The 19,712-nt window shown below is 71.3% G+C and carries 21 protein-coding genes; 15 read left to right on the top strand and 6 right to left on the bottom strand.

Annotation, left to right across the window (positions count from 1 at the left end; translation table 11 throughout):
- Positions 1-277: 277 nt before the first annotated feature.
- On the bottom strand, positions 278-1,165 hold the full coding sequence (locus ACH34S_RS06385) for an A/G-specific adenine glycosylase (protein WP_395951403.1): 888 nt from the start codon (positions 1,163-1,165) through the stop codon (positions 278-280).
- Between the two features lie 141 nt (positions 1,166-1,306).
- On the opposite strand from ACH34S_RS06385, the gene ACH34S_RS06380 reads away from it, so the two are divergent.
- A complete protein-coding gene (locus ACH34S_RS06380) occupies positions 1,307-1,873 on the top strand; it encodes a hypothetical protein (protein ID WP_395951402.1) in 567 nt (188 codons plus the stop codon).
- Between the two features lie 11 nt (positions 1,874-1,884).
- On the opposite strand, the gene disA is transcribed toward ACH34S_RS06380, so the two are convergent.
- From disA to ACH34S_RS06360, 4 genes are all read right to left on the bottom strand, one after another.
- The gene (gene disA / locus ACH34S_RS06375; protein WP_395951401.1) at positions 1,885-2,967 is read right to left on the bottom strand and encodes a DNA integrity scanning diadenylate cyclase DisA; all 1,083 of its coding nucleotides are present in this window, start codon (positions 2,965-2,967) and stop codon (positions 1,885-1,887) included.
- 113 nt (positions 2,968-3,080) lie between these two features.
- Entirely contained in the window at positions 3,081-4,544 is a 1,464-nt protein-coding gene (gene radA, locus ACH34S_RS06370; protein WP_395951400.1) for a DNA repair protein RadA, read from the bottom strand.
- A 74-nt stretch (positions 4,545-4,618) separates the two neighbouring features.
- Complete coding sequence (locus ACH34S_RS06365; RefSeq protein WP_395951399.1) at positions 4,619-5,842, bottom strand: alpha/beta fold hydrolase; 1,224 nt, start codon at positions 5,840-5,842, stop codon at positions 4,619-4,621.
- A gap of 50 nt (positions 5,843-5,892) precedes the next feature.
- Entirely contained in the window at positions 5,893-6,591 is a 699-nt protein-coding gene (locus tag ACH34S_RS06360) for a class I SAM-dependent methyltransferase (RefSeq protein WP_395951398.1), read from the bottom strand.
- Between the two features lie 226 nt (positions 6,592-6,817).
- Between ACH34S_RS06360 and ACH34S_RS06355 the strand changes: the two genes are divergently transcribed.
- From ACH34S_RS06355 to ACH34S_RS06320, 8 genes are all read left to right on the top strand, one after another.
- Complete coding sequence (locus tag ACH34S_RS06355; RefSeq protein WP_395951397.1) at positions 6,818-7,702, top strand: sugar phosphate isomerase/epimerase family protein; 885 nt, start codon at positions 6,818-6,820, stop codon at positions 7,700-7,702.
- A complete protein-coding gene (locus tag ACH34S_RS06350) occupies positions 7,699-8,400 on the top strand; it encodes a TetR family transcriptional regulator (protein WP_395951396.1) in 702 nt (233 codons plus the stop codon). Before ACH34S_RS06355 ends, ACH34S_RS06350 begins: the two co-directional genes overlap by 4 nt.
- Positions 8,401-8,521: 121 nt before the next feature.
- Entirely contained in the window at positions 8,522-9,253 is a 732-nt protein-coding gene (locus tag ACH34S_RS06345; RefSeq protein ID WP_395951395.1) for an ABC transporter ATP-binding protein, read from the top strand.
- A complete protein-coding gene (locus ACH34S_RS06340) occupies positions 9,250-9,984 on the top strand; it encodes an ABC transporter permease (RefSeq protein ID WP_395951394.1) in 735 nt (244 codons plus the stop codon). Before ACH34S_RS06345 ends, ACH34S_RS06340 begins: the two co-directional genes overlap by 4 nt.
- Before the next feature lie 188 nt (positions 9,985-10,172).
- Positions 10,173-11,360, top strand: a complete 1,188-nt coding sequence (locus ACH34S_RS06335; RefSeq protein ID WP_395951393.1) for an LCP family protein — start codon at positions 10,173-10,175, stop codon at positions 11,358-11,360.
- Positions 11,361-11,465: 105 nt separating this feature from the next.
- Positions 11,466-12,386, top strand: coding sequence for a proline dehydrogenase family protein (locus ACH34S_RS06330; protein ID WP_395951392.1), 921 nt, complete (start codon positions 11,466-11,468; stop codon positions 12,384-12,386).
- A gap of 121 nt (positions 12,387-12,507) precedes the next feature.
- A complete protein-coding gene (proC, locus tag ACH34S_RS06325; protein ID WP_395951391.1) occupies positions 12,508-13,302 on the top strand; it encodes a pyrroline-5-carboxylate reductase in 795 nt (264 codons plus the stop codon).
- A 74-nt stretch (positions 13,303-13,376) separates the two neighbouring features.
- Positions 13,377-13,811 (top strand): hypothetical protein, encoded by a 435-nt coding sequence (locus tag ACH34S_RS06320; RefSeq protein WP_395951390.1) that lies wholly within the window; start codon positions 13,377-13,379, stop codon positions 13,809-13,811.
- A 24-nt stretch (positions 13,812-13,835) separates the two neighbouring features.
- Here the strand turns inward: ACH34S_RS06320 and ACH34S_RS06315 are convergent, their stop codons facing one another.
- Positions 13,836-14,399 (bottom strand): hypothetical protein, encoded by a 564-nt coding sequence (locus tag ACH34S_RS06315; protein ID WP_395951389.1) that lies wholly within the window; start codon positions 14,397-14,399, stop codon positions 13,836-13,838.
- A gap of 116 nt (positions 14,400-14,515) precedes the next feature.
- On the opposite strand from ACH34S_RS06315, the gene ACH34S_RS06310 reads away from it, so the two are divergent.
- From ACH34S_RS06310 to ACH34S_RS06285, 6 genes are all read left to right on the top strand, one after another.
- Positions 14,516-15,730: an acetoin utilization protein AcuC gene (locus ACH34S_RS06310; protein WP_395951388.1), complete on the top strand. Its 1,215-nt coding sequence runs from the start codon at positions 14,516-14,518 to the stop codon at positions 15,728-15,730.
- Between the two features lie 8 nt (positions 15,731-15,738).
- Positions 15,739-16,596, top strand: coding sequence for a phosphatase (locus ACH34S_RS06305; protein ID WP_395951387.1), 858 nt, complete (start codon positions 15,739-15,741; stop codon positions 16,594-16,596).
- A 351-nt stretch (positions 16,597-16,947) separates the two neighbouring features.
- A complete protein-coding gene (locus tag ACH34S_RS06300; protein WP_021591693.1) occupies positions 16,948-17,151 on the top strand; it encodes a helix-turn-helix domain-containing protein in 204 nt (67 codons plus the stop codon).
- A gap of 440 nt (positions 17,152-17,591) precedes the next feature.
- Positions 17,592-17,690: a 30S ribosomal protein bS22 gene (locus ACH34S_RS06295; protein WP_018654693.1), complete on the top strand. Its 99-nt coding sequence runs from the start codon at positions 17,592-17,594 to the stop codon at positions 17,688-17,690.
- A 50-nt stretch (positions 17,691-17,740) separates the two neighbouring features.
- Positions 17,741-18,748, top strand: a complete 1,008-nt coding sequence (locus ACH34S_RS06290) for an NAD-dependent epimerase/dehydratase family protein (protein ID WP_395951386.1) — start codon at positions 17,741-17,743, stop codon at positions 18,746-18,748.
- Complete coding sequence (locus ACH34S_RS06285; RefSeq protein WP_395951385.1) at positions 18,745-19,692, top strand: lysophospholipid acyltransferase family protein; 948 nt, start codon at positions 18,745-18,747, stop codon at positions 19,690-19,692. Before ACH34S_RS06290 ends, ACH34S_RS06285 begins: the two co-directional genes overlap by 4 nt.
- The last annotated feature ends 20 nt before the right edge of the window (positions 19,693-19,712 follow it).

Here is a 19,712-nt window from a genome sequence, read left to right as displayed (position 1 = left end):
CCTGAGGTTGCCAAGCCCGCCGATGCCCGGGAGCGGTCGCCATGCATGGTTCCCGAGCACCGCATTGGAGGATCGCCTCACCGTCCGGCCGCGCTTCCGATCCGAGGAGGTGGACGTTGCGAAAGGTTGGCCGCGTCCGCGTGGTCGGCACACTGTCCAGGCCGGTATCGCGCGGCCGCTCGGTGGACGACCCGTTCCGGCGACGTGGCGTATTCGATCGGCGCTCGTTCGCATCGGGGTGTCTCTGAAGGGTGGTGTGGGACTCGTGCAGAGCGTGTTACCGGGGGAGGGCGTAGCGGCCGTCGTCCAAGGGGTCTACCAGGCCGTCGGCTATGAGGGTGTCCAGGGCGCGTTCCCGCTGGGGGGCGTCTGACCAGACGATGTCCAGGGCCGGTTTCGCTACCGGTCCCTCGGCGTCGCGGAGGACGGCGAGGATGCGGCCCCGGCACTGCCGGTCGGTGCCCGCGTACGTCTGGCCCCGCCGCGGTGGGCCGTCGTAGGCGGGACGGCCGTTCCGTTGCCATGCGCACTTGTCGAGCACCGGGCAGTCGACGCAGCGGGGCGTGCGGGCGGTGCACACCAGCGCGCCCAGCTCCATGACGGCCACGGCCCAGCGGGCTGCGGTCGCGGGATCAACGGGCAGGAGGCTCTCGGCTAGTTCCACCTCGGCCTTGGTCTGCGACTTCGGCGGGTACTCGTCGCCGGATATCAGGCGGGCCAGGACGCGTCGCACGTTGGTGTCGAGAACGGCATGCCGCTGCCCGAACGCGAAACTCGCGACGGCCGCGGCGGTGTAGGCGCCGATGCCGGGCAGGGCCAGCAGGTCGTCGTGCGATGACGGGACCTCGCCGCCGTGCCGTTCGGTGATCGCGCGGGCGCTCTCGTGCAGGCGCAGCGCGCGGCGCGGATAGCCGAGCCGTCCCCATGCCCGGACGGCCTCTCCGGACGGTTCGGCGGCGAGGGCTGCGGGCGTCGGCCAGCGGGTCATCCAGGCGTCCCAGACCGGCAGGACGCGCGACACCGGCGTCTGCTGGAGCATGATCTCGCTGACCAGGACGCCCCACGGGCTCGCGTCCGGCGCCCGCCACGGGAGATCCCGGGCGTTCGCCTCGTACCAGTCGAGGACGGGGGCGGTATAGGCGGCGTTCACGGTGGTGGTGTTCATGGCGCGCGGCCATTGTGGCACGCGGCGGGTCGTCCGCTCTTTCCGGATCACTGAATGCATACTGACCGCATGGGGGCGACTACTGGACGTAACTCGGAAGGTTCTCGGCTCGACCAATACTGGCGGCGCCGCGCGGTGGCCTTGACGGGCGTTCTCGGTGTCGTCGGCCTGCTGGCCTGGGCCTGCGGCAGCGGTGGCGACGCCAGCGGCACAGGCGACTCGGGGAAGGGCGGGCCGGGCAGGAACGCGGCAGCGGTCGGCAGTGCGGGGGCCTCGTCCCCGCCGACTGCGATGCCGACGGTCACCGTCACCACGACCGCCACTCCGGAATCGGAGGCGGTGGACGACGGCGGCCCCTGCCGCAAGGACGACCTCGTGTTCAGCATGTCGACGTCGCGGGACGTGTATGCGGGCGCCGCACGTCCCGAGTTCAGGGTCATGGTCGTCAACACGGGCGGGGGGTCCTGCGAGTTCGCCAAGCGCGGGTTCGACGTCCGTGTCACGTCTGGTGACGACCGGATCTGGTCGTCCGCCGAATGCCGCCGCGGCGACGCGTCCAAGGAGACGCTCCGGAGGGGCGTCCCCTTCGTCGAGACCATCACCTGGAACCGCATGCGCGGGTGCAAAGGCGGTGCCGCACGTCCCGGCACCTATGTGGCCGAGTTGAGAGGCCACAAGGTCAAGAAGCAGATCTTCCGCCTCCGCTGACCTGCTCGCGGCTACACGTACCGCTCGAGGATCGAGGACTCGGCCAGGCGGGAGAGGCCCTCGCGGACGCTGCGCGCTCTCGATTCGCCGACGCCGCCCACGGCCTGGAGGTCGTCGATGCTGGCGGCGAGGAGTTTCTGCAGGCCGCCGAAGTGCTCGACGAGACGTTCGACGACCATGCTCGGCAGCCGCGGGACCTTGGCGAGGAGCCGGAAGCCCTTGGGGCTGACGGGCAGGTCGAGCGCGTCGGGGCCGGCGAAGCCCATCACCTCGGCGACCGTGGACAGGTCGAGCAGCTCGTTGGCGGACAGCGTGTCGAGCGCGGTGAGGATCGCGTTGACGCCGCGGGCGCGGGTGTCGTCGGACGGGTAGTCGCGGACGATCAGCTCCCGGTCGACGTCGACACCGGACACCAGCTCGTCGAGCTGCAACGACAGCAGCCGCCCGTCGGTGCCGAGCTCGACGACGTAGCCCTCGATCTCGTCGGCGATGCGGCGCACCATCTCCAGGCGCTGGACGACGGCGCTGACGTCCCGGACGGTGACCAGGTCTTCGATCTCCAGCGCCGACAGCGTGCCGGACACCTCGTCCAGCCGCAGTTTGTAGCGTTCGAGCGTGGCCAGGGCCTGGTTGGCCTTGGACAGGATCGCGGCGGAGTCTTCGAGGACGTAGCGGATGCCGTCGAGGTACAGCGCGATGATGTGCATCGACTGGCTGACCGAGATGACCGGGAAGCCGGTCTGGCGAGCGACGCGCTCGGCGGTGCGATGGCGCGTTCCCGACTCCTCGGTGGGGATGGTCGAGTCGGGCACGAGGTGGACGGCGGCGCGGACGATGCGGCCGTGGGTGTCGTCGAGGACGATCGCGCCGTCCATCTTCGCGAGCTCGCGCAGCCGGGTGGCGGAGAACTCGACGTCGAGCTCGAAGCCGCCCGAGCACAGTCCCTCGACCGGTTCGTCGTAGCCGAGCACGATCAGGGCGCCGGTGTGGCCCCGCAGGATCCGCTCCAGTCCGTCGCGAATCTGGGTGCCCGGCGCCACGGCGGCTAGCGTGGCGCGGCGTCGTTCGTCATGACCCTTGTCGTGTGATGGCACCTGACCCCCGGAGGTCGCTGGACGGCGTCAGTTTACCGAGGAAGGCCGCGCGCCGGTTCCTCCCCTGGTCGCAAGCGTGCGCTGTGCGAGGTAATACTCTGGCGTGACCCAGGTTACGGGGCCGTAAAGGCGACTTGCAGGGCCTGTTGCAGGCTGTCGACCTCCATGACCTTCATGCCCTCGTAGCTCGTGAGCTGCGGATCGGCGCGCTTGAGCGGGGATCCGTCGGCGAGTTCGAGGGAGCCGCGCGGGACGACGGCGTGCTTGAATCCGAGCCGCGCCGCCTCGGCGAGCCGCCGCTGGACGCCCGGCACGACGCGGACCTCCCCGGCGAGCCCGACCTCGCCGAGCGCGATCAGGCTGCTCGACAGCGACTGCTCGACGGTCGACCCGGCGACGGCGAGCGCGAGGGCCAGGTCGACGGAGGTCTCGGTGAGCCGGACGCCGCCGACCGTCGACACGTACACGTCCTGCTCGTGCATGGAGATCTTGCAGCGCTGTGCGAGGACGGCGAGGACCATCGCGACGCGGGAGGTGTCCAGCCCGGACGTGGCGCGCCGCGGCGCGGGGAGGTGCGACTTCGCGACCAGCGCCTGCACCTCGGCGACGAGGGGGCGGCGGCCTTCGAGTGTCACGGTCACGCAGGTGCCGGGGACGGGTTCCTCGCGGCGGGTGAGGAACAGCCCGCTCGGGTCGGGCAGCCCGACGATGCCGAGTTCGGACAGGTCGAAGCAGCCCAGCTCGTCGGTGGGTCCGTAGCGGTTCTTCACGGCGCGGATCATGCGGAGCCGGGAGTGCCGGTCGCCCTCGAAGTACAGGACGACGTCGACGAGGTGCTCCAGCAGCCGCGGCCCGGCGATCGCGCCGTCCTTGGTGACGTGCCCGACGAGGACGACGGTGATGCCGCGTTCCTTGGCCACGCGGATGAGGTTGGCGGCGACCTCCCGGATCTGCGTGACGCCGCCGGGCGCGCCGTCGACCTCGGACGTCCCGATCGTCTGGATGGAGTCGACCACGAGGAGGACGGGTTCGACGGTGTCGACGTGCCCGAGGATCGCCGACAGTTCCGTTTCCGCGGCCAGGTACAGGTCGTCGGTGATCGCCCCGACGCGGTCGGCGCGCAGCCGCACCTGCTCGGCGGACTCCTCGCCCGTCACGTACAGGACGCGCCGCCCGTCCTTCTTGGACCCGTCCGGGCTGGACCCGTTCTTGCCTGAGTCGTCCTTGGTGTTCGTGGACGCCAGGGCGGCGACCTCCAGCAGCAGCGTCGACTTGCCGATGCCCGGCTCGCCCGCCAGCAGCAGGACGGCCCCGGGCACGATGCCGCCGCCGAGGACGCGGTCGAGCTCGTCCAGGCCGGTGGCCCTGGTCTGCGCGGACCGGACGTCCACCTGGCCGATCGGGCGCGCCGGAGAGCTGACCGGCCCGGCGGCCACGACCCGCGCCGGGGTCGCGGACGCCGCCTCGGTGATCGTCCCCCAGGTCTGGCACTCGCCGCAGCGCCCGACCCACTTGGAGGTCTGCCAGCCGCACTCCGAGCACCGGTAGGCCGCCTTGGCCGTCTTCGCCTTCGCCATGCGCGGAAGCGTAGAGGTCTCCTCCGACAACCGGGGTGCAGGCCCGGCGACGTCGGCGCGGAGGACGGCGGCTTTCAGGCGGTGAGGTTCTTGCGGGCGCGTTCGATGAGGTCGCCCAGGTGGTCGTTGACGATGCCGGGACGCTCCATCATGACCATGTGCCCGGCGGCCGGGACGATCTCCACCCGCGCGTCCGGCACGCATGAGGCGATCTTGAGGCTGTGCCCGGCGGGGGTGAGCAGGTCGTGCTCGGCGCCGATGACCAGGGTGTCGGTGCCCGCGAGGGACGCGCAGTCGCTGATCCCGTCGGTCGTGATCATGGAGTGCAGGAAGCCGGCGAAGGCGTCCATCCGGGTGTCGGCCATCATCTGCTCGGCGAACGCGACCGCGCCCGGACCGGCGTCGGGGCCGAACGCGATCAGGTCCTCGATGAGGATGGTGGCGTGCCGGCCGAGGTGGCGGACCCGCTCGGCGGCCCCCGACCCGGCGCCGAGCGCGCCGAGGGCACGTGGCAGGAGGCGGTGGGTGGCGCGCGCGAGCAGCGCGGGCGCGCCGAGAGTGATCTCGCCGAGCCCGCCGGACGAGGTGCACACCAGCCCGGTGGCGACGATCTTGCTTCCGGCGAGGCCGGGGTTCTCGTCCGCGTACCGCATCACGGTCATCCCGCCCATGGAGTGCCCGACCAGGACGACCGGCGTCCCGGCGGGGACGGTCGCGTCGATGACGGCGCCGAGGTCGGCGGCGAGGCGGTCGATCGCGTAGTCGTCGCGGGCGCCGCCGTCGGAGCGGCCGTGGCCGCGGTGGTCCCAGAAGACGAGCCTGCCGAGACCGCGGAGGGCCTTGCGCTGGAAGTGCCAGGAATCCTGGGTGAGCGTCCAGCCGTGGGAGAACACGACGGCGAGGTCGGTGCGGTCTTCGCCGTCGACCTCGGCGTAGAGGCGCGTCCCGTCGTCGGCGCGAACCGGGACGGGACGGCCGCGCAGCGACCCGTAGGGCTCCCCGGCGAACGGGTCGGGCCGCAGGTGCAGGCGGCGCAGGGCACGGCGCTGGACGGTCAGCCCGGCGAGCCCGGCCCCGGCACCCGCCGCGCCGAGCGCCGTGACGGCGAGCGCCCCGCGAACGGCACGCCCGCGAACAGGGCGTCTGCGGACCGCCCGTCCGCGGACGGTTCTGGTGGTCGTCGTCGGTGATCCAGCGGTGACGCTGCTCGACTCGGCGGCACGGCCCATGGCCGGTTCCTCCCGTTCCTCCAGGTCGCGGCACATGTCCCGGGTGCCGCGAGCGTCTCCGGACCCCATTGTTGTATACGGAGTCCAGTAGACGCCATCCCGTGGGGGTGACCTGTGCCTCAGGCGTGGCGCCACCACAGGTTCACCGCGTAGTCGACCTCCAGGCCCGGGTGTTCGCGCAGGCAGGCGTCCGCCACGTCGGGCGGGAACTCGATCCGCAGGACGGCGGCGAAATCGTCCCGGCTCTGGAACGACCACCGGATCGTCAGGGGCTTGCGGGCGAAACCGTGCCGCGTCCAGAAGCGCTCCACGGCCTCCGGGTCGTATTTCGGCAGGCTGCGCTGGAACCAGCGGCCGAACGTCGAGCGGGTCGCGTCGTTGTCGATGATGAAGATCGCGCCGCCGCGCCGGACGACCCGTCCCAGCTCGGCGAGGCCCGGCTCGCAGCCGGGTCCGAAGAAGTACGCCCACCGCGCGTGGACGACGTCGACCGACGCGTCCGGCAGCGGCAGCGCCTGCGCCGCGCCGACCCGGACCGTGACGTTCGGCAGGTCACGGGCCCGGCGCGCGGCGGCCTTGGCGAGCGCCTTGTGCGGCTCGACGCCGATCACGCGGTGCGCGTCCGCGGCGAAGAACGGCAGGTGGAAGCCGGTGCCGCAGCCGACGTCCAGGACGTCCGCCCCCGCCCACGGGCGGATCGCGCGCATCGCCCCGGCCAGGACGCCGTCCGGGTCCACGGCACGGTTCTCCAGCTCGTAGATCTCTGGGGTGTTCCAGATGTTGGGGCTCGGCACGGCGCCCGGTGCGATCTCGGCCACGGGGACAGAGAGTAGCCACAACCGCCGAGGACGAATGGACACCCGCACGGGGCACGAAGGCCACCTGCCAGGGGACGAAAGCAGGATCACGCGGGGCGAGGGTTTCATCACGCCCGGGGCCGCATAGGCTTTCCTTTGCGTACAGCACCCTTCGACCGTCGGCCCACACGAACTCGACCGTCGGCCCACACGAAACTGCCGAGCGACCATTCCTGGCGAGGAAGCCTTGACCGCGCAGCACAACGGCGTCTATTCACCGGCCCTCCGCGTCCCGGACGCGCCGATCACGCTCTCCACCGCGTCGGTGTACCCGGAGAAGGTACCGAGCGCGTTCGAGATCGCCGCGCTGCTGGGCTACGACGGCATCGAGGTCATGGTCTCCACGGACGCCTCGTCGCAGGACCTGAACGTCCTGCGCCGGCTGTCCGACTACCACCAGATGCCGATCAGGTCGATCCACGCGCCGTGCCTCCTGCTCACCCAGCGGGTCTGGGGGCGCGAGCCTTGGGGCAAGCTGGTGCGTTCCAAGGAGGTCGCGGAGGAGCTCGGCGCGGAGGTCATCGTCGTCCACCCGCCGTTCCGGTGGCAGCGCGAGTACGCGAAGGAGTTCGTCGAGGGCATCGCCCGCATGCAGGACGAGACCGACGTGCTGTTCGCGGTCGAGAACATGTTCCCGCTCAAGGCGCGCGGCGCCGAGGCGGGCATGTACCTGCCCGACTGGAACCCCGTCGACCAGGACTATCCGCACGTCACCCTCGACCTGTCGCACACCGCCGTCTCCGGCTCCGACCCCCTCGACATGGCGGCGAGCCTGGGGGACCGGCTGCGGCACATCCACCTCGCCGACGGCGTGGGGATCACCAACAAGGACGAGCATCTCGTCCCCGGCCGCGGCAACCAGCCCTGCGGAACGATGCTGGAGAACCTCGCCGAGAGCGGCTTCGGCGGGCACATCGTCATGGAGATCAACACGCGCCGCGCGTCCAGCCGCGTCGAGCGCATGGAGGACCTCGCCGAGGCGCTGGCCTTCGCGCGGCTGCACCTCGCCGCCGCCGACCGCACCTGGGAGGTCACCCCGGCCGGTGAAGTCACCCGCCGGGGCACCCGGTGACCCGCCCCGTGGACGAACCGGACGCACCGTCGACCGGAAAGCCGGAGAAGAGCGGAGAGCCGGAGGAGACCGGGAAGTCGGAGAAGACCGGGAAGACCGGGAAAAAGGGGAGTAAGTCGGCCGCGTCCCGGGGGCCCGGACGCCGCCCCGGGCCGACCGAGACCCGCGAGAAGATCCTCGCCGAGGCGCGCGACCTGTTCGCCGAGAAGGGCTACGACGGCACCTCGCTGCGCGCCATCGCCCGCGCCGCCGGCGTCGACCCCGCGCTCGTCCACCACTTCTTCGGGACGAAGGAAGGCGTGTTCATCGAGGCGATGCGCTTCCCGGTGGACCCGGCCACCGTGCTGCCCCGCGTGCTGTCCTTCCCCCGGGACCGGTTCGGCGAGCTGATGGTCCGTACGTTCCTGGACGTGTGGGGCGACGACGAGCGCAGGGCGCCGGTCCTGGCCATGCTCCGCTCGGCGATGACGAACGAGCGCGCGGCGTCGCTGCTGCGCGAGTTCGTCACGACGGTCCTGTTCGGCCGGGCGGCGAAGGCCACCGATGTCCCGAAGCTGCAGATCCAGGCCGCCGCGGGCCAGATGATCGGGCTGATGATCCTCCGCTACGTCGTGCGCGTCGAGCCGCTCGCGTCCGCCACCGACGACGAGCTGATCGAGCTGGTCGCGCCCACCATCCAGCGCTACTTCGTCTCCTGACCCGACCCTCCGCCGCCCCCGCGCCCTTCAGGCCGACGCACGCGCGAGCCATGCGTAAAGCGTGCGTCCGAGCAAGCGTGAACCCCTTGACCGGACCCGGTTGCGAGCATAAATTCAACACATGATGAGTTCTAGTCCGGCGGTACGCGTCGAGGCCCTCCGGGTCGTGCGCGGCGGCCGCGAGGTCCTGCACGGGGTGACCTTCGATGTGCCGCGCGGCTCCGTCCTCGGACTGCTCGGCCCGAGCGGCTGCGGGAAGACCACGCTGATGCGGGCGCTCGTCGGCGTCCAGATCGTCAAGAGCGGCATGGTGACCGTCCTCGGCGAGCCCGCCGGGTCGCCCGGCCTGCGGCGCCGAGTCGGGTACTCCACGCAGACGCCCGCCGTGTACGCCGACCTGACCGTCGCAGAGAACCTGCGCTACTTCGCGTCCGTGCTGCGGGCGCCCCGCACCGATCCCGACCGCGTCACCAGCGAGGTGGGGCTCGACGACCACCGCCACCAGACCGCGCAGACGCTGTCCGGCGGGCAGCTCAGCCGCCTCAACCTCGCCGTCGCCCTGCTCGGCGCGCCCGACCTGCTCGTCCTGGACGAGCCGACCGTCGGCCTCGACCCGGTGCTGCGCCAGGAACTGTGGGAGCTGTTCCGCGGGCTGGCCGACCGGGGCGTCACGCTCGTCGTGTCCAGCCACGTCATGGACGAGGCGGGCCGCACCGACCGGCTGCTGCTCATGCGCGAGGGCAGGCTCCTCGCCGACGGCACGCCCGACGGGCTGCGCACGCGCACCGGCGCGCCCGACCTCGAAGGGGCGTTCCTCCAGCTGATCACCGAGAAGGCAGGGAGCCCGGCATGAGCCTCGCCGTCACGCTCGCCACGATGCGCCGCATCCTGGCCCAGCTCAAGCACGACCGCCGGACGCTCGCCCTGCTGATCGGCGTGCCCGCGCTGCTGATGATCCTGCTGCGCTACGTGTTCGACCAGCCGGCGCTCTTCGACCGGATCGGGCCGATGCTCCTCGGCCTGTTCCCGTTCATCGTCATGTTCGTCGTGGCCAGCGTCGCGACCCTCCGCGAGCGGACGAGCGGCACCCTCGAACGGCTGATGACGATGCCGCTCGGCAAGCTCGACCTCCTGATGGGCTACGCGCTCGCGTTCGGCGTGCTCACGCTCGTCCAGATCGGCGCCGTCCTGCTCATCTCGCTGACCTGGCTCGGCCTCGACCTCAACGGGTCGCTCGCCTCGCTCGTCCTCGTCTCCCTGCTGGACGCGCTGCTCGGCATGGCCCTCGGCCTGTTCGCCAGCGCCTTCGCCCGGACGGAGTTCCAGGCCGTCCAGTTCCTGCCCGCGTTCGTCCTGCCGCAGCTGCTGCTCTGCGGCCTCATCATCCCCCGCGAGTCGATGGCGTCCTGGCTGGAGGCCATCTCGGACGTCCTGCCGCTCACCTACGCCGTCGAGGGCATGCAGGAGATCAGCGCCCACCCCGAGTTCACCGGCACGCTCACCCTCGACGTGGCCGTCATGACCACATTCACCCTCGCCGCCCTCCTCCTAGGAGCCGCAACCCTCCGCCGCAGAACCGTGTAGCCCAGGGGGAGCGCCCCGCTGGAACCCTGCGTCGTCGGGCCGCGCGGCCTCCGGCGCTGGGGCGTCTCCGGCCGCGCGACCCGTGGCTCGGCTGGGGTCTTGTCCAACGGATTGGGACGGGGTACCTGAAGTGGACACATGGGGTGAAGTGGGGTCTTCCTGGTTGATCAGGCTGGTAGCTTCGGCGCATGACCGCCCGAGATCTGCCTGGTGCGCCGTCGTCGCAGCCCCCTGGTGAAGGGCCGCCGCCGGTCGTGGAGCCGAATGCGCCCGGCGCGTCCGGCCCGCCCGGTGCCTCCGGGACGGAGGACGCCGAGAACGCGACGTTCTGGGGCGGCACCGACGGTGAGGGCGAGCCCAAGCGCAAGCGGCGCTGGCCTCGGGTCCTCATCGCGGTCGGCGTCTTCTTCGCGCTCGTCGTGGCGGGGCTGGGCGGGCTGGTGTGGCAGCGGCAGTCGTCCTACAACGGCAACATCAACCGCATTCCGGGTGTGATGCCGGAAGCCGGCGCGCAGCGCCCCGGCCCGAACATGAAGGGCACCGAGAACTGGCTGCTCGTCGGGTCGGACGCGCGGGCGGACGCCGCCACGACCGGCGAGGGCAACGACGTGTGGAAGCCGGGGCAGCAGCGCACCGACACGATCATGCTGCTGCACCTGCCGGCCGACCGGAAGAAGGCCTACGTCGTGTCGTTCCCGCGCGACTCGTGGGTCGACATCCCCGGCTACGGGAACCAGAAGATCAACGCGGCGTTCTCGTTCGGCGGGCCGAAGCTGCTGATCGAGACGATGGAGAGCCTCACCGGCGTCCGGATCGACCACTACGGGGCCATCGATTTCGAGGGCTTCGAGTCGATGACGGACGCGCTCGGCGGCGTCACCGTCAACATCAAGCAGAACGTGTACGACCCGATGCGCAAGAAGCAGTGGACGGCCGGGAGGCAGAAGCTCGACGGCGCGGAGGCGCTGGAGTTCGTCCGGCAGCGCTACAACCTCCCGAACGGCGACTTCGACCGGATCAAGCGGCAGCAGGCGTTCCTCGGCGCCCTCGCCAAGCAGGCCGCCGACCGCGGGACGCTCACCAACCCGCTCAAGCTCGACCGGTTCCTGTCCGCGCTCAGCAAGTCGATCAGCGTGGACGACGGGGTGTCGGCGGGCGACCTGCGCTCGCTGGCGCTGAGCATGCGGAGCGTCCGCGCGTCCGATGTGATGTTCATGACGGCCCCGCACAAGGGCAGCGCGCGGCGGGGCAAGCAGAGCGTCGTGCTCCTCGACGGGAAGAAGGCGCCCGCGCTGTTCGAGGCCGTCAAGACCGCGCGCATGGGCGAGTACGTCCGGCAGCACGGCGGCGGCAACAACCTCGGGACCGTTTCCTGAACGTGGTGCGGTAATCACCGGATTTCCGTCCGGGCATAACCTGGACGAAGAGGGCCGTCCTCGGCCGGTGAAGTGAACAGGCCCGTCGGACAAGGGGTTCACAGAGTGCTTCGTCAGGCGTTGCTCGTCGCGTCGCGCAGCGGCGGCGCCCGCAGAGTCATGGAGACCGCCCCGTTCACGGGCGACGTCGTCCGCCGGTTCATCGCCGGGGAGACGATCGAGGACGCGGCCCGCGTCACGGACGGCCTCACCAGTGAAGGCTTGCTCGTGTCCCTGGACGTCCTGGGCGAGGACACCCACGACAAGGACCACGCTGAGACGAACGTCCAGAACTACGTCGAGCTTCTGGAACGGCTCGGCGCGGCCAGTCTCGGCACACGCGCAGAGGTGTCGCTGAAGCTCTCCGCCATCGGCCAGGCATTCGGCGACGACTTCGCCTTGGAGAACGCGCGCCGGATCTGCGCCGCCGCCCGTTCGGCCAGCACGACGGTCACGCTCGACATGGAGGACCACACCACCGTCGACGCGAACCTGGGAATCGTGCAGGAACTACGGCGCGACTTCCCCGACGTGGGCGCCGTCGTCCAGGCGTACCTGCGGCGGGCAGAGGAACACTGCGCGGAACTGGCCTACGAGGGCTCGCGCGTAAGGCTGTGCAAGGGCGCCTATGCCGCGCCCACGGCGGTCGCGTTCACCGACAGGGAGGAAATCGACAAGTCCTTCGTGCGGTGCATGAAAGTGCTGATGGCCGGTAAGGGCTACCCGATGCTCGCCACGCACGACCCACGGCTCATCGACATCGCCGGTGCGTTGTCCGTGCTGAACGAGCGCGACGCCGACACGTTCGAGTACCAGATGCTGTACGGCATCCGTCCGCAGGAGCAGCGCAGGCTCGCGGCCCATGGCGCGCAGGTCCGCGTCTATGTCGCCTACGGGCGCGAGTGGTACGAGTACTTCATGCGGCGCCTGGCGGAGCGTCCCGCCAACCTCCGCTTCTTCATGCGCTCCCTGGTCGGACGCTCCTGACCCGTCCCCTGGTCGGACGCTCCCGAGCCATCCCCCGGCTCGGACGCTCCCGAGCCATCCCCGCCCACGCGGCACGGCTAGGCTGGACGCGTCGTTCGAATCCCCACGTCAAGGTATGTCGATGATCGCGATTCTGGGTGCCGGGAAGATGGGCGAGGCGCTGCTGTCCGGGGTGCTCCGGGCCGGACGCCACCCGTCCGAGCTGGTGGCGACCGCGCGCCGCGAGGAGCGGGGCGCGCTGCTGCGCGAGCGGTACGGGATCGACATCGTCCCGAACGCGGAGGCCGCCGCGACGGCCGAGACGCTGGTCATCGCCGTGAAACCGCAGGACATGGGCGTCCTGCTGGACGAGATCGGCCCGCACGTCCCGGCCGGCCGGCTGGTGATCTCGATGGCGGCGGGCATCACGACCGGGTTCATCGAGGCGCGGCTGCCCGAGCGGGTGCCGGTCGTGCGCGTCATGTCGAACACGCCCGTCCATGTGGACGAGGCGATGAGCGTGATCTCGCCCGGCTCCCTCGCGGGCGAGGAGCATCTGAAGCTCGCGGAGGAGCTGCTGTCCCCGGTCGGCAAGGTGCTCCGCATCCCCGAGTCGCTGCAGGACGGCGCGACGGCCCTGTCCGGCAGCGGCCCCGCGTACTTCTACTACCTCGTCGAGGCGATGGTGGACGCGGGCATCCTGCTCGGCATGCCGCGCGCCGCCGCGCTGGAGATGGTGATCCAGTCGGCCGTGGGCGCCGCGATCATGCTCCGCGACTCCGGCGAGCATCCGGTGCTGCTGCGCGAGGCCGTCACGTCCCCGGGCGGGACGACGATCAACGCGATCCGCGAGCTGGAGCGGCACGGCGTCCGCGCCGCCGTCATCGAGGCCATCGAGGCGGCCCGCAACCGCGGCGCCGAACTCGCCGGGGGCTGACAGGCGACGGGGCCCGGCGAAAGTTCATCCTTGAACCATTGAGCCGATCAGGGGTTTCCACCCGTGTAGGGAGTATGGGACTCATACTCCGCCTGCTCGTCGCCGCCGGACTGGCGGCGGACGCGATCGTGCACTGGAGGTTCGCGCCCGAGATGGCCTTCGTCCAGGGCGGTTCCATCGACGGTGAGCTGCTCTTCCGCATCCAGGCGGCCGTCGCCGGCGTCGTCGCGGTCGTGATCCTCACCTACGCGACCCGCTGGGCGTACGCGCTGGCCTTTCTCGTGGCGGGCAGCGCGGTCGGGGCGATCGTCTTCTACTACTACGTCGACATCGGCGCGCTCGGGCCGCTGCCCGCCATGTACGAGCCCGTCTGGTACACCGAGAAGACGATCAGCCTGGTCGGCGAGGGCATCGCGGCGCTCGCCGCCCTGGCCGGTTTCCTCACCGCGTCCCGCCCGAAGCGCGAGGACGAAGCCTCCCGCGCCCCCGAAGCCGCCACCCGCCCCTGACCCGCCGTCCGGGCGCGGTGCGGCTCAGGCCGGTTCGCCGAGTTCCCGCTCGTCGGCGGGTTCCCACGCCCTCGGCCAGTTCCCCGACGGCGGTGGCGGCCCCTCGATGCCGAGGTCCTTGCGCGCGTGGGCGTAGAAGGCGTCCCGGGCCCGGCTCGTGCGGGCGAGCGCGTTCTCCCAGCCCGCGGGGTCGTCCTTCAGGCCACGGGCGTACTGCTCGACGGCCCACACGGCCTCATGCCAGGTCCGGGCCGCCGCGATCGTGAGGGTGTCGCCGACGAGCAGCATCGACTCCCATTCGGCCGCGCGCCGGGACTCCGCCTCGGCGAGCAGGGGCAGCCCCTCGTCCGGGTCCAGGGGATCGACGACATGGTCGAATCCGCGTGCCGCCCCGATGCGCAGGGAGACGCGGAGCTGCGCCTTCAGCGTGTTGGCGTAGGCGGCGTAGATCTGGAACCTCTGCTGCTCCCAGCGTTCGACGCGGGAGCGCCGCCACCGGGTCCGCTCGGTGAGACTCGCCGCCGCGTACGAGCCGGCCGCGCCGATGATCACACCCGCCAGGGTCGGTACCTGATCCATGAACGCCATGAACTGCTCCTTACGTTCCCTATGGGATGGCCGCGCGGTGGCCCGGGTTCCCGTCCGGCGGCGGGCGGCGCGGGCGGGCGGGATGCCGGACGGGAGGGCCGCGATACCGTGAGGTCATGAGCAGTCCCGCGTCCTCCCCCCGGTCCGGCCCCGAGAACTGCGGGCTGGAGATCTTCTGGGACGAGCGGCTCATCTCCTACGACTTCGGTCCCGGCCATCCGCTGAACCCCGTCCGGGTCGAACTGGCGATGGCGCTCGCGCGGGAGCTGGGCGTCTTGGAACGTCCCAATGTGACCGTGTCCGGGTTCGAGACCGCGGACGACAAGCTGCTCGGGCTCGTCCACGAGGAGGGCTACATCGCGGCGGTCAAGCACGCCGGCGCGACCGGGACGCCCGACTTCCGGCGCGGCCTCGGCACCGCCGACAACCCCGTCTTCCTCGGCATGCACGACGCGTCCGCGCTGGTCGCGGGCGCGTCCGTCGCCGCGGCCGAGGCCGTGTGGACGGGACGCGCCGAGCACGCCGCCAACATCGCCGGCGGACTGCACCACGCGCTCAGCGGCGGCGCCAGCGGGTTCTGCGTCTACAACGACCCGGCCATCGCGATCGCGTGGCTGCTGGACAACGGCGCCGAGCGCGTCGGATACGTCGACATCGACGTCCACCACGGCGACGGCGTCCAGGCCGCCTTCTACGACGACCCGCGCGTCCTGACGATCAGCCTGCACGAGTCGCCGCGGACGCTGTTCCCCGGCACCGGCTTCCCGAACGAGACGGGCGCCGACGGGACGTCCGTCAACATCTCGCTGCCGGCCGGCACCGGCGACGCCCTCTGGCTGCGCGCGTTCGACGCGATCATCCCGCCGCTGCTGCGCCGGTTCCGCCCGGACGTCCTGGTCACCCAGCATGGCGCCGACGCCCACGCGCTCGACCCGCTCGCGCACCTGACCCTCAGCGTGGACGGCCAGCGCACCGCCTACGGCATGCTGCACCGCCTCGCGCACGAGACGGCGGGCGGACGCTGGGTCGCGACCGGAGGCGGCGGCTACGAACTGGTGCAGGTCGTGCCCAGGGCATGGACGCACCTGCTGGCGGAGGCGGCGGGCGGGCCGATCCCGCCCGACACCCCGGCACCGGAGGCATGGCGCGAGTTCGCCCGGCAGCGGACCGGCGAGGTCGCCCCGCTCCGGATGACGGACGGCACGGACGAGGTGCGGTTCAGCAGGTGGGCCGACGGCTACGACCCGGGCAGCCCCATCGACCAGGCGATCCTGGCGACGCGGCGCGCGGTGTTCCCCGAGCACGGCCTCGACCCGATGACGGACGAGTGAGGGCCCTGGTGAACCCGGTACCGACGCGGGACGAGCTGCGCGCCCACCTGATCCGGACGATGATCGCCGGAGGCGTGGCGACGCCGCGCCAGAACAACCTGCTGCACTACCGGCGGATGGCCGCGGGCCACCCGTACTACCAGTTCGGCCTGGAGCTCAAGCCCTCATGGACCGAGCGGACCGTGCTGGAGATGATGGTCGAGCGCTGCGGCGTGGAACCCGACCCCCGGCACCTGTACGGGGACGACACCATCGACCCGGAGATCACGCTCGACACCCTGGAGGCGATGGGGGAGCGCATCGGCCGCGCCGCCCGCCGCCGGGAGAACGTCATCCTCGCGACCGGCCACCCGTCGACGCTGGCCCCGCTGTACCAGAGCGTCGCGCGGGCGCTGCAGGAGGCGGGCTGCCGGCTCCTCACCCCCGCCGCGGGCTGGACGTACGAGATCGAGACCTCCTACGGCGGCGCCGAGCTGCGCCGCATCGTCCACGCCGAGCCGGGCGTGGCGATGCTGGAGAGCTGTGGACCGACGGGGGACGGCCGGACGCAGCACACGCACGACGCGCGCCCGATGGAGGAGATGCTCCGCGAGCTGGCCAATACCGCTTCAGCAGACTCTCCGGAAGCTAAACCTGATTTTTGGCCGGATCTGGCCATCGCCGATCACGGCTGGGCCGGAGCCGCCGGACAGGCAGGCATCGACACCGTCGGTTTCGCTGACTGTAACGACCCGGCGCTGTTCGCCGGCGCCGCCGAAGGCAAGATCGACGTCGTCGTCCCGCTCGACGACGGCATCGCGTCTCGGCACTACACGCCGCTGACCGCCTACATTCTCGACCGGGCCGGGCTCTCCGCGCCCGCCTGACCTTCGCCGTTCCCGCCCGCCCGGCCCTCCGGCGCCGCCCGCCGCTGTCACTGCGTGTGACGAAACTGCCGTACGGGACGCATGGGCTTGCACGACGCCATCGTGAGCATCGGAACCGCAGGTCAGCAGGGGGTTTCGGTTGACAACCGTTCGCCAGGCCACTCCTGGTGCCGTCAGGTCCACGCTCCGTAGGGGATTAGCACTGTGTCCTCTGGGTCAGGTCGGGATACGGAAATGTGCGGAACTCCCCTCTTGCGACTGCCGATACGCGATTTACGCTGGAGGAGTACACGTGCGTGATCAAAGTCACCCGAAGGGCCGGTGCGCGGCACGTGTGGAAGAGGGCGTCCGATGACCTCAGGCGAGCGACCTCTGAGCGAGGTCAGGTTCCTGACCGTGGCCGAAGTGGCGGCGGTGATGCGGGTGTCCAAGATGACCGTCTACCGCCTCGTCCACTCGGGCGAGCTTCCCGCGATCCGCGTGGGCCGCTCGTTCCGGGTACCCGAGCAGGCCGTTCACGATTACCTGCGCGACGCGTACATCGAAGCCGGATAACGGGTAAGGGCGGGGGATGACCCCGCCGCCTACTCCATACCCGGCCGTGCAGGGGGCGTCGGGACGGTTCGCAAGAGCCGCCCCGAAGCTGGGGGAGCAAGACGAGGACCGGTTCGACTGTCCGGACACCGGGCGGGACGGGCGGTGGCCACAACGGCCACCGGGCCGCCCCGCCGGTGCGAAACGGTGCCGGGCGCCGCGCGACGCGCGGCGCCAGGCCCCGCACGCCGGGCCGCAGGCTCCACCCGCGAGGCTGCGCGCTCCGCACGCCAGGCGCTCGGCTCCGTGCGCCCAGTGCGCGGCCCACCGGGCGGCCCACCGGCGTGACCCCGCCTGGTACAGCGGTACCCTTGGGCGGCGGACCGTGCGCGCGTTACGAGCGATGCTCGCCAGCGGCACGCCCGCCTCCTGCACATCACCGGAATGCCGAGCGAGGTCCCGTGGGCTCTGTCATCAAGAAGCGGCGCAAGAGGATGGCCAAGAAGAAGCACCGCAAGCTGCTGAAGAAGACGCGCATCCAGCGTCGCAACAAGAAGTAGTCGTCACGCCGGCCTCTCAGCCGTAAGGGGTGGGGCGCACTGTGTCCTCCATGCCCTCCGCCGCGGCCCGTGTCGTCCTCGTCACGGGCGTCTCCCGTTTCCTGGGGGCGCGGGTCGCGAACACCCTTCAGGCCGACCCCAGCATCGAGCGCGTCATCGGCGTCGACACCGTTCCGCCGGACGCGTCGCTAGGCGTGCCGCTCGGACGCACCGAGTTCGTCCGCGTCGACATCCGCACCCCGGGCATCGCGAACCTCATCGCCTCGGCCGGGGTCGACACCGTGGTGCACCTCCACCTCGTCACCTCATCGTCCGTCCCCCGGGCGAAGGTGAAAGAGCTGAACGTCATCGGCACGATGCAGCTGCTCGCGGCCTGCCAGCGCTCGCCCGACATGCGCAAGCTCGTCGTGCGGTCCTCGGCCGCCGTGTACGGCTCCTCGCCGATGGACCCGGCCGTGTTCACCGAGCGGGACGAGCCGGTCGAGGCCCCGAAGTCCGGCTACGCCAAGGACGCGGTCGAGGTCGAGGGCTACGTCCGCGGGCTGACGCGGCGGCGCTCCGACCTGACGGTGTCGGTGCTGCGGTTCGCGAACTTCCTCGGCCCCGGCGTCGACTCCCCGCTCACCCGCTACCTGCGGCTGCCCGTCGTCCCGACGGTGCTGGGCTTCGACCCGCGCCTGCAGTTCGTCCACGAGGACGACGGCGTCGAGGTGCTGCGCCGCATGACGGTCGAGGACCATCCCGGCTGCTTCAACGTCGCGGGCGACGGCGTCCTGCTGCTGTCCCAGGCGCTGCGCCGCGCCGGACGCCCCTACGTGCCCGTCCCGTCGCCGTCCCTCTCGGTGCTCGGCGACATGGGACGCCGCTTCGCCGGCCTGTCCGGGTTCTCACCGGAGCTGCTGCGCTGGCTGACCTACGGCCGCGTCATCGACACCACGGCCCTGGCGAACGAGCTGTCCTGGCACCCGAAGTACGGCTCCGAAGCCGCCTTCGCCGACTTCGCCGCAGCGCACGGCTTCGGCCGCCCGCTCGCCTCGCTTCTTGGACGGCCGGAATGATGAACGCCCGGCACGAGCACGACGACGAAGAGGACGCGCAGGTCATCAGCCTCGACAAAGCCCGCCAAGACGACCGTCAGGACGAAGCCGGAGGCGACCACCGTGACGATCGCAGCCCGTTGGAGCGCGGTATAGCGTCCGGCCTGGCGTTCCTGCGCCGCCGCCTGTCCGGCGACTACGAGGTGGACGAGTTCGGCTTCGACCCGGAGTTCAACTCCACGCTCCTCCTGCCGCCCGCCCGCGCCCTGTACGAGCACTGGTTCCGCGTCGAACTCGTGGGCGTTGAGAACGTCCCAGAAGGCGGCGCCCTTGTCGTCGCGAACCACTCCGGCGTCATCCCCCTGGACGCGCTCATGCTGTCGGTCGCCCTGCACGACCACGCCGACCGCCAGGTCCGCCTGCTCGGCGCAGATCTCGTCTACCAGATCCCGGTACTCGCGCACCTGGCCCGCAAGGCCGGTCACACCCTCGCCTGCCAGGCCGACGCGGCCCGGCTCCTCGCCAAGGGCGAGCTGGTCGGCGTGTTCCCAGAGGGCTTCAAGGGCGTCGGCAAGCCGTTCGCCGAGCGGTACAAGCTGCAGCGCTTCGGCCGCGGCGGGTTCGTCGGCACCGCGCTACGCGCCGGGGTCCCGATCGTGCCGTGCGCCATCGTCGGCGCCGAGGAGATCTACCCGAAGATCGCCGAAGTGCCCGCGCTGGCCCGCCTGCTCGGCCTCCCGTACTTCCCGGTCACCCCGACCTTCCCGCTGCTCGGACCGGCCGGGCTCGTCCCGCTGCCGTCCAAGTGGATGATCCGGTTCGGCGAGCCCATGCCCCTGGACGAGTACGACGCCGACACCGCCGACGACCCCATGACGGTCTTCGACATCACCGACCACGTCCGCGAGAACGTCCAGCAGATGCTCTACGAAACGCTCCTGCGCAGGGGCCCCGCCTTCCTCTGATCACCGCGCCGTAGAGTGAG

Source organism: Actinomadura sp. 3N508, assembly GCF_044326375.1.
Taxonomy (GTDB): domain Bacteria; phylum Actinomycetota; class Actinomycetes; order Streptosporangiales; family Streptosporangiaceae; genus Spirillospora.
The sequence above is the reverse complement of the archived record's forward strand: the minus strand, read 5'-3'. Positions and strand labels throughout refer to the sequence as shown.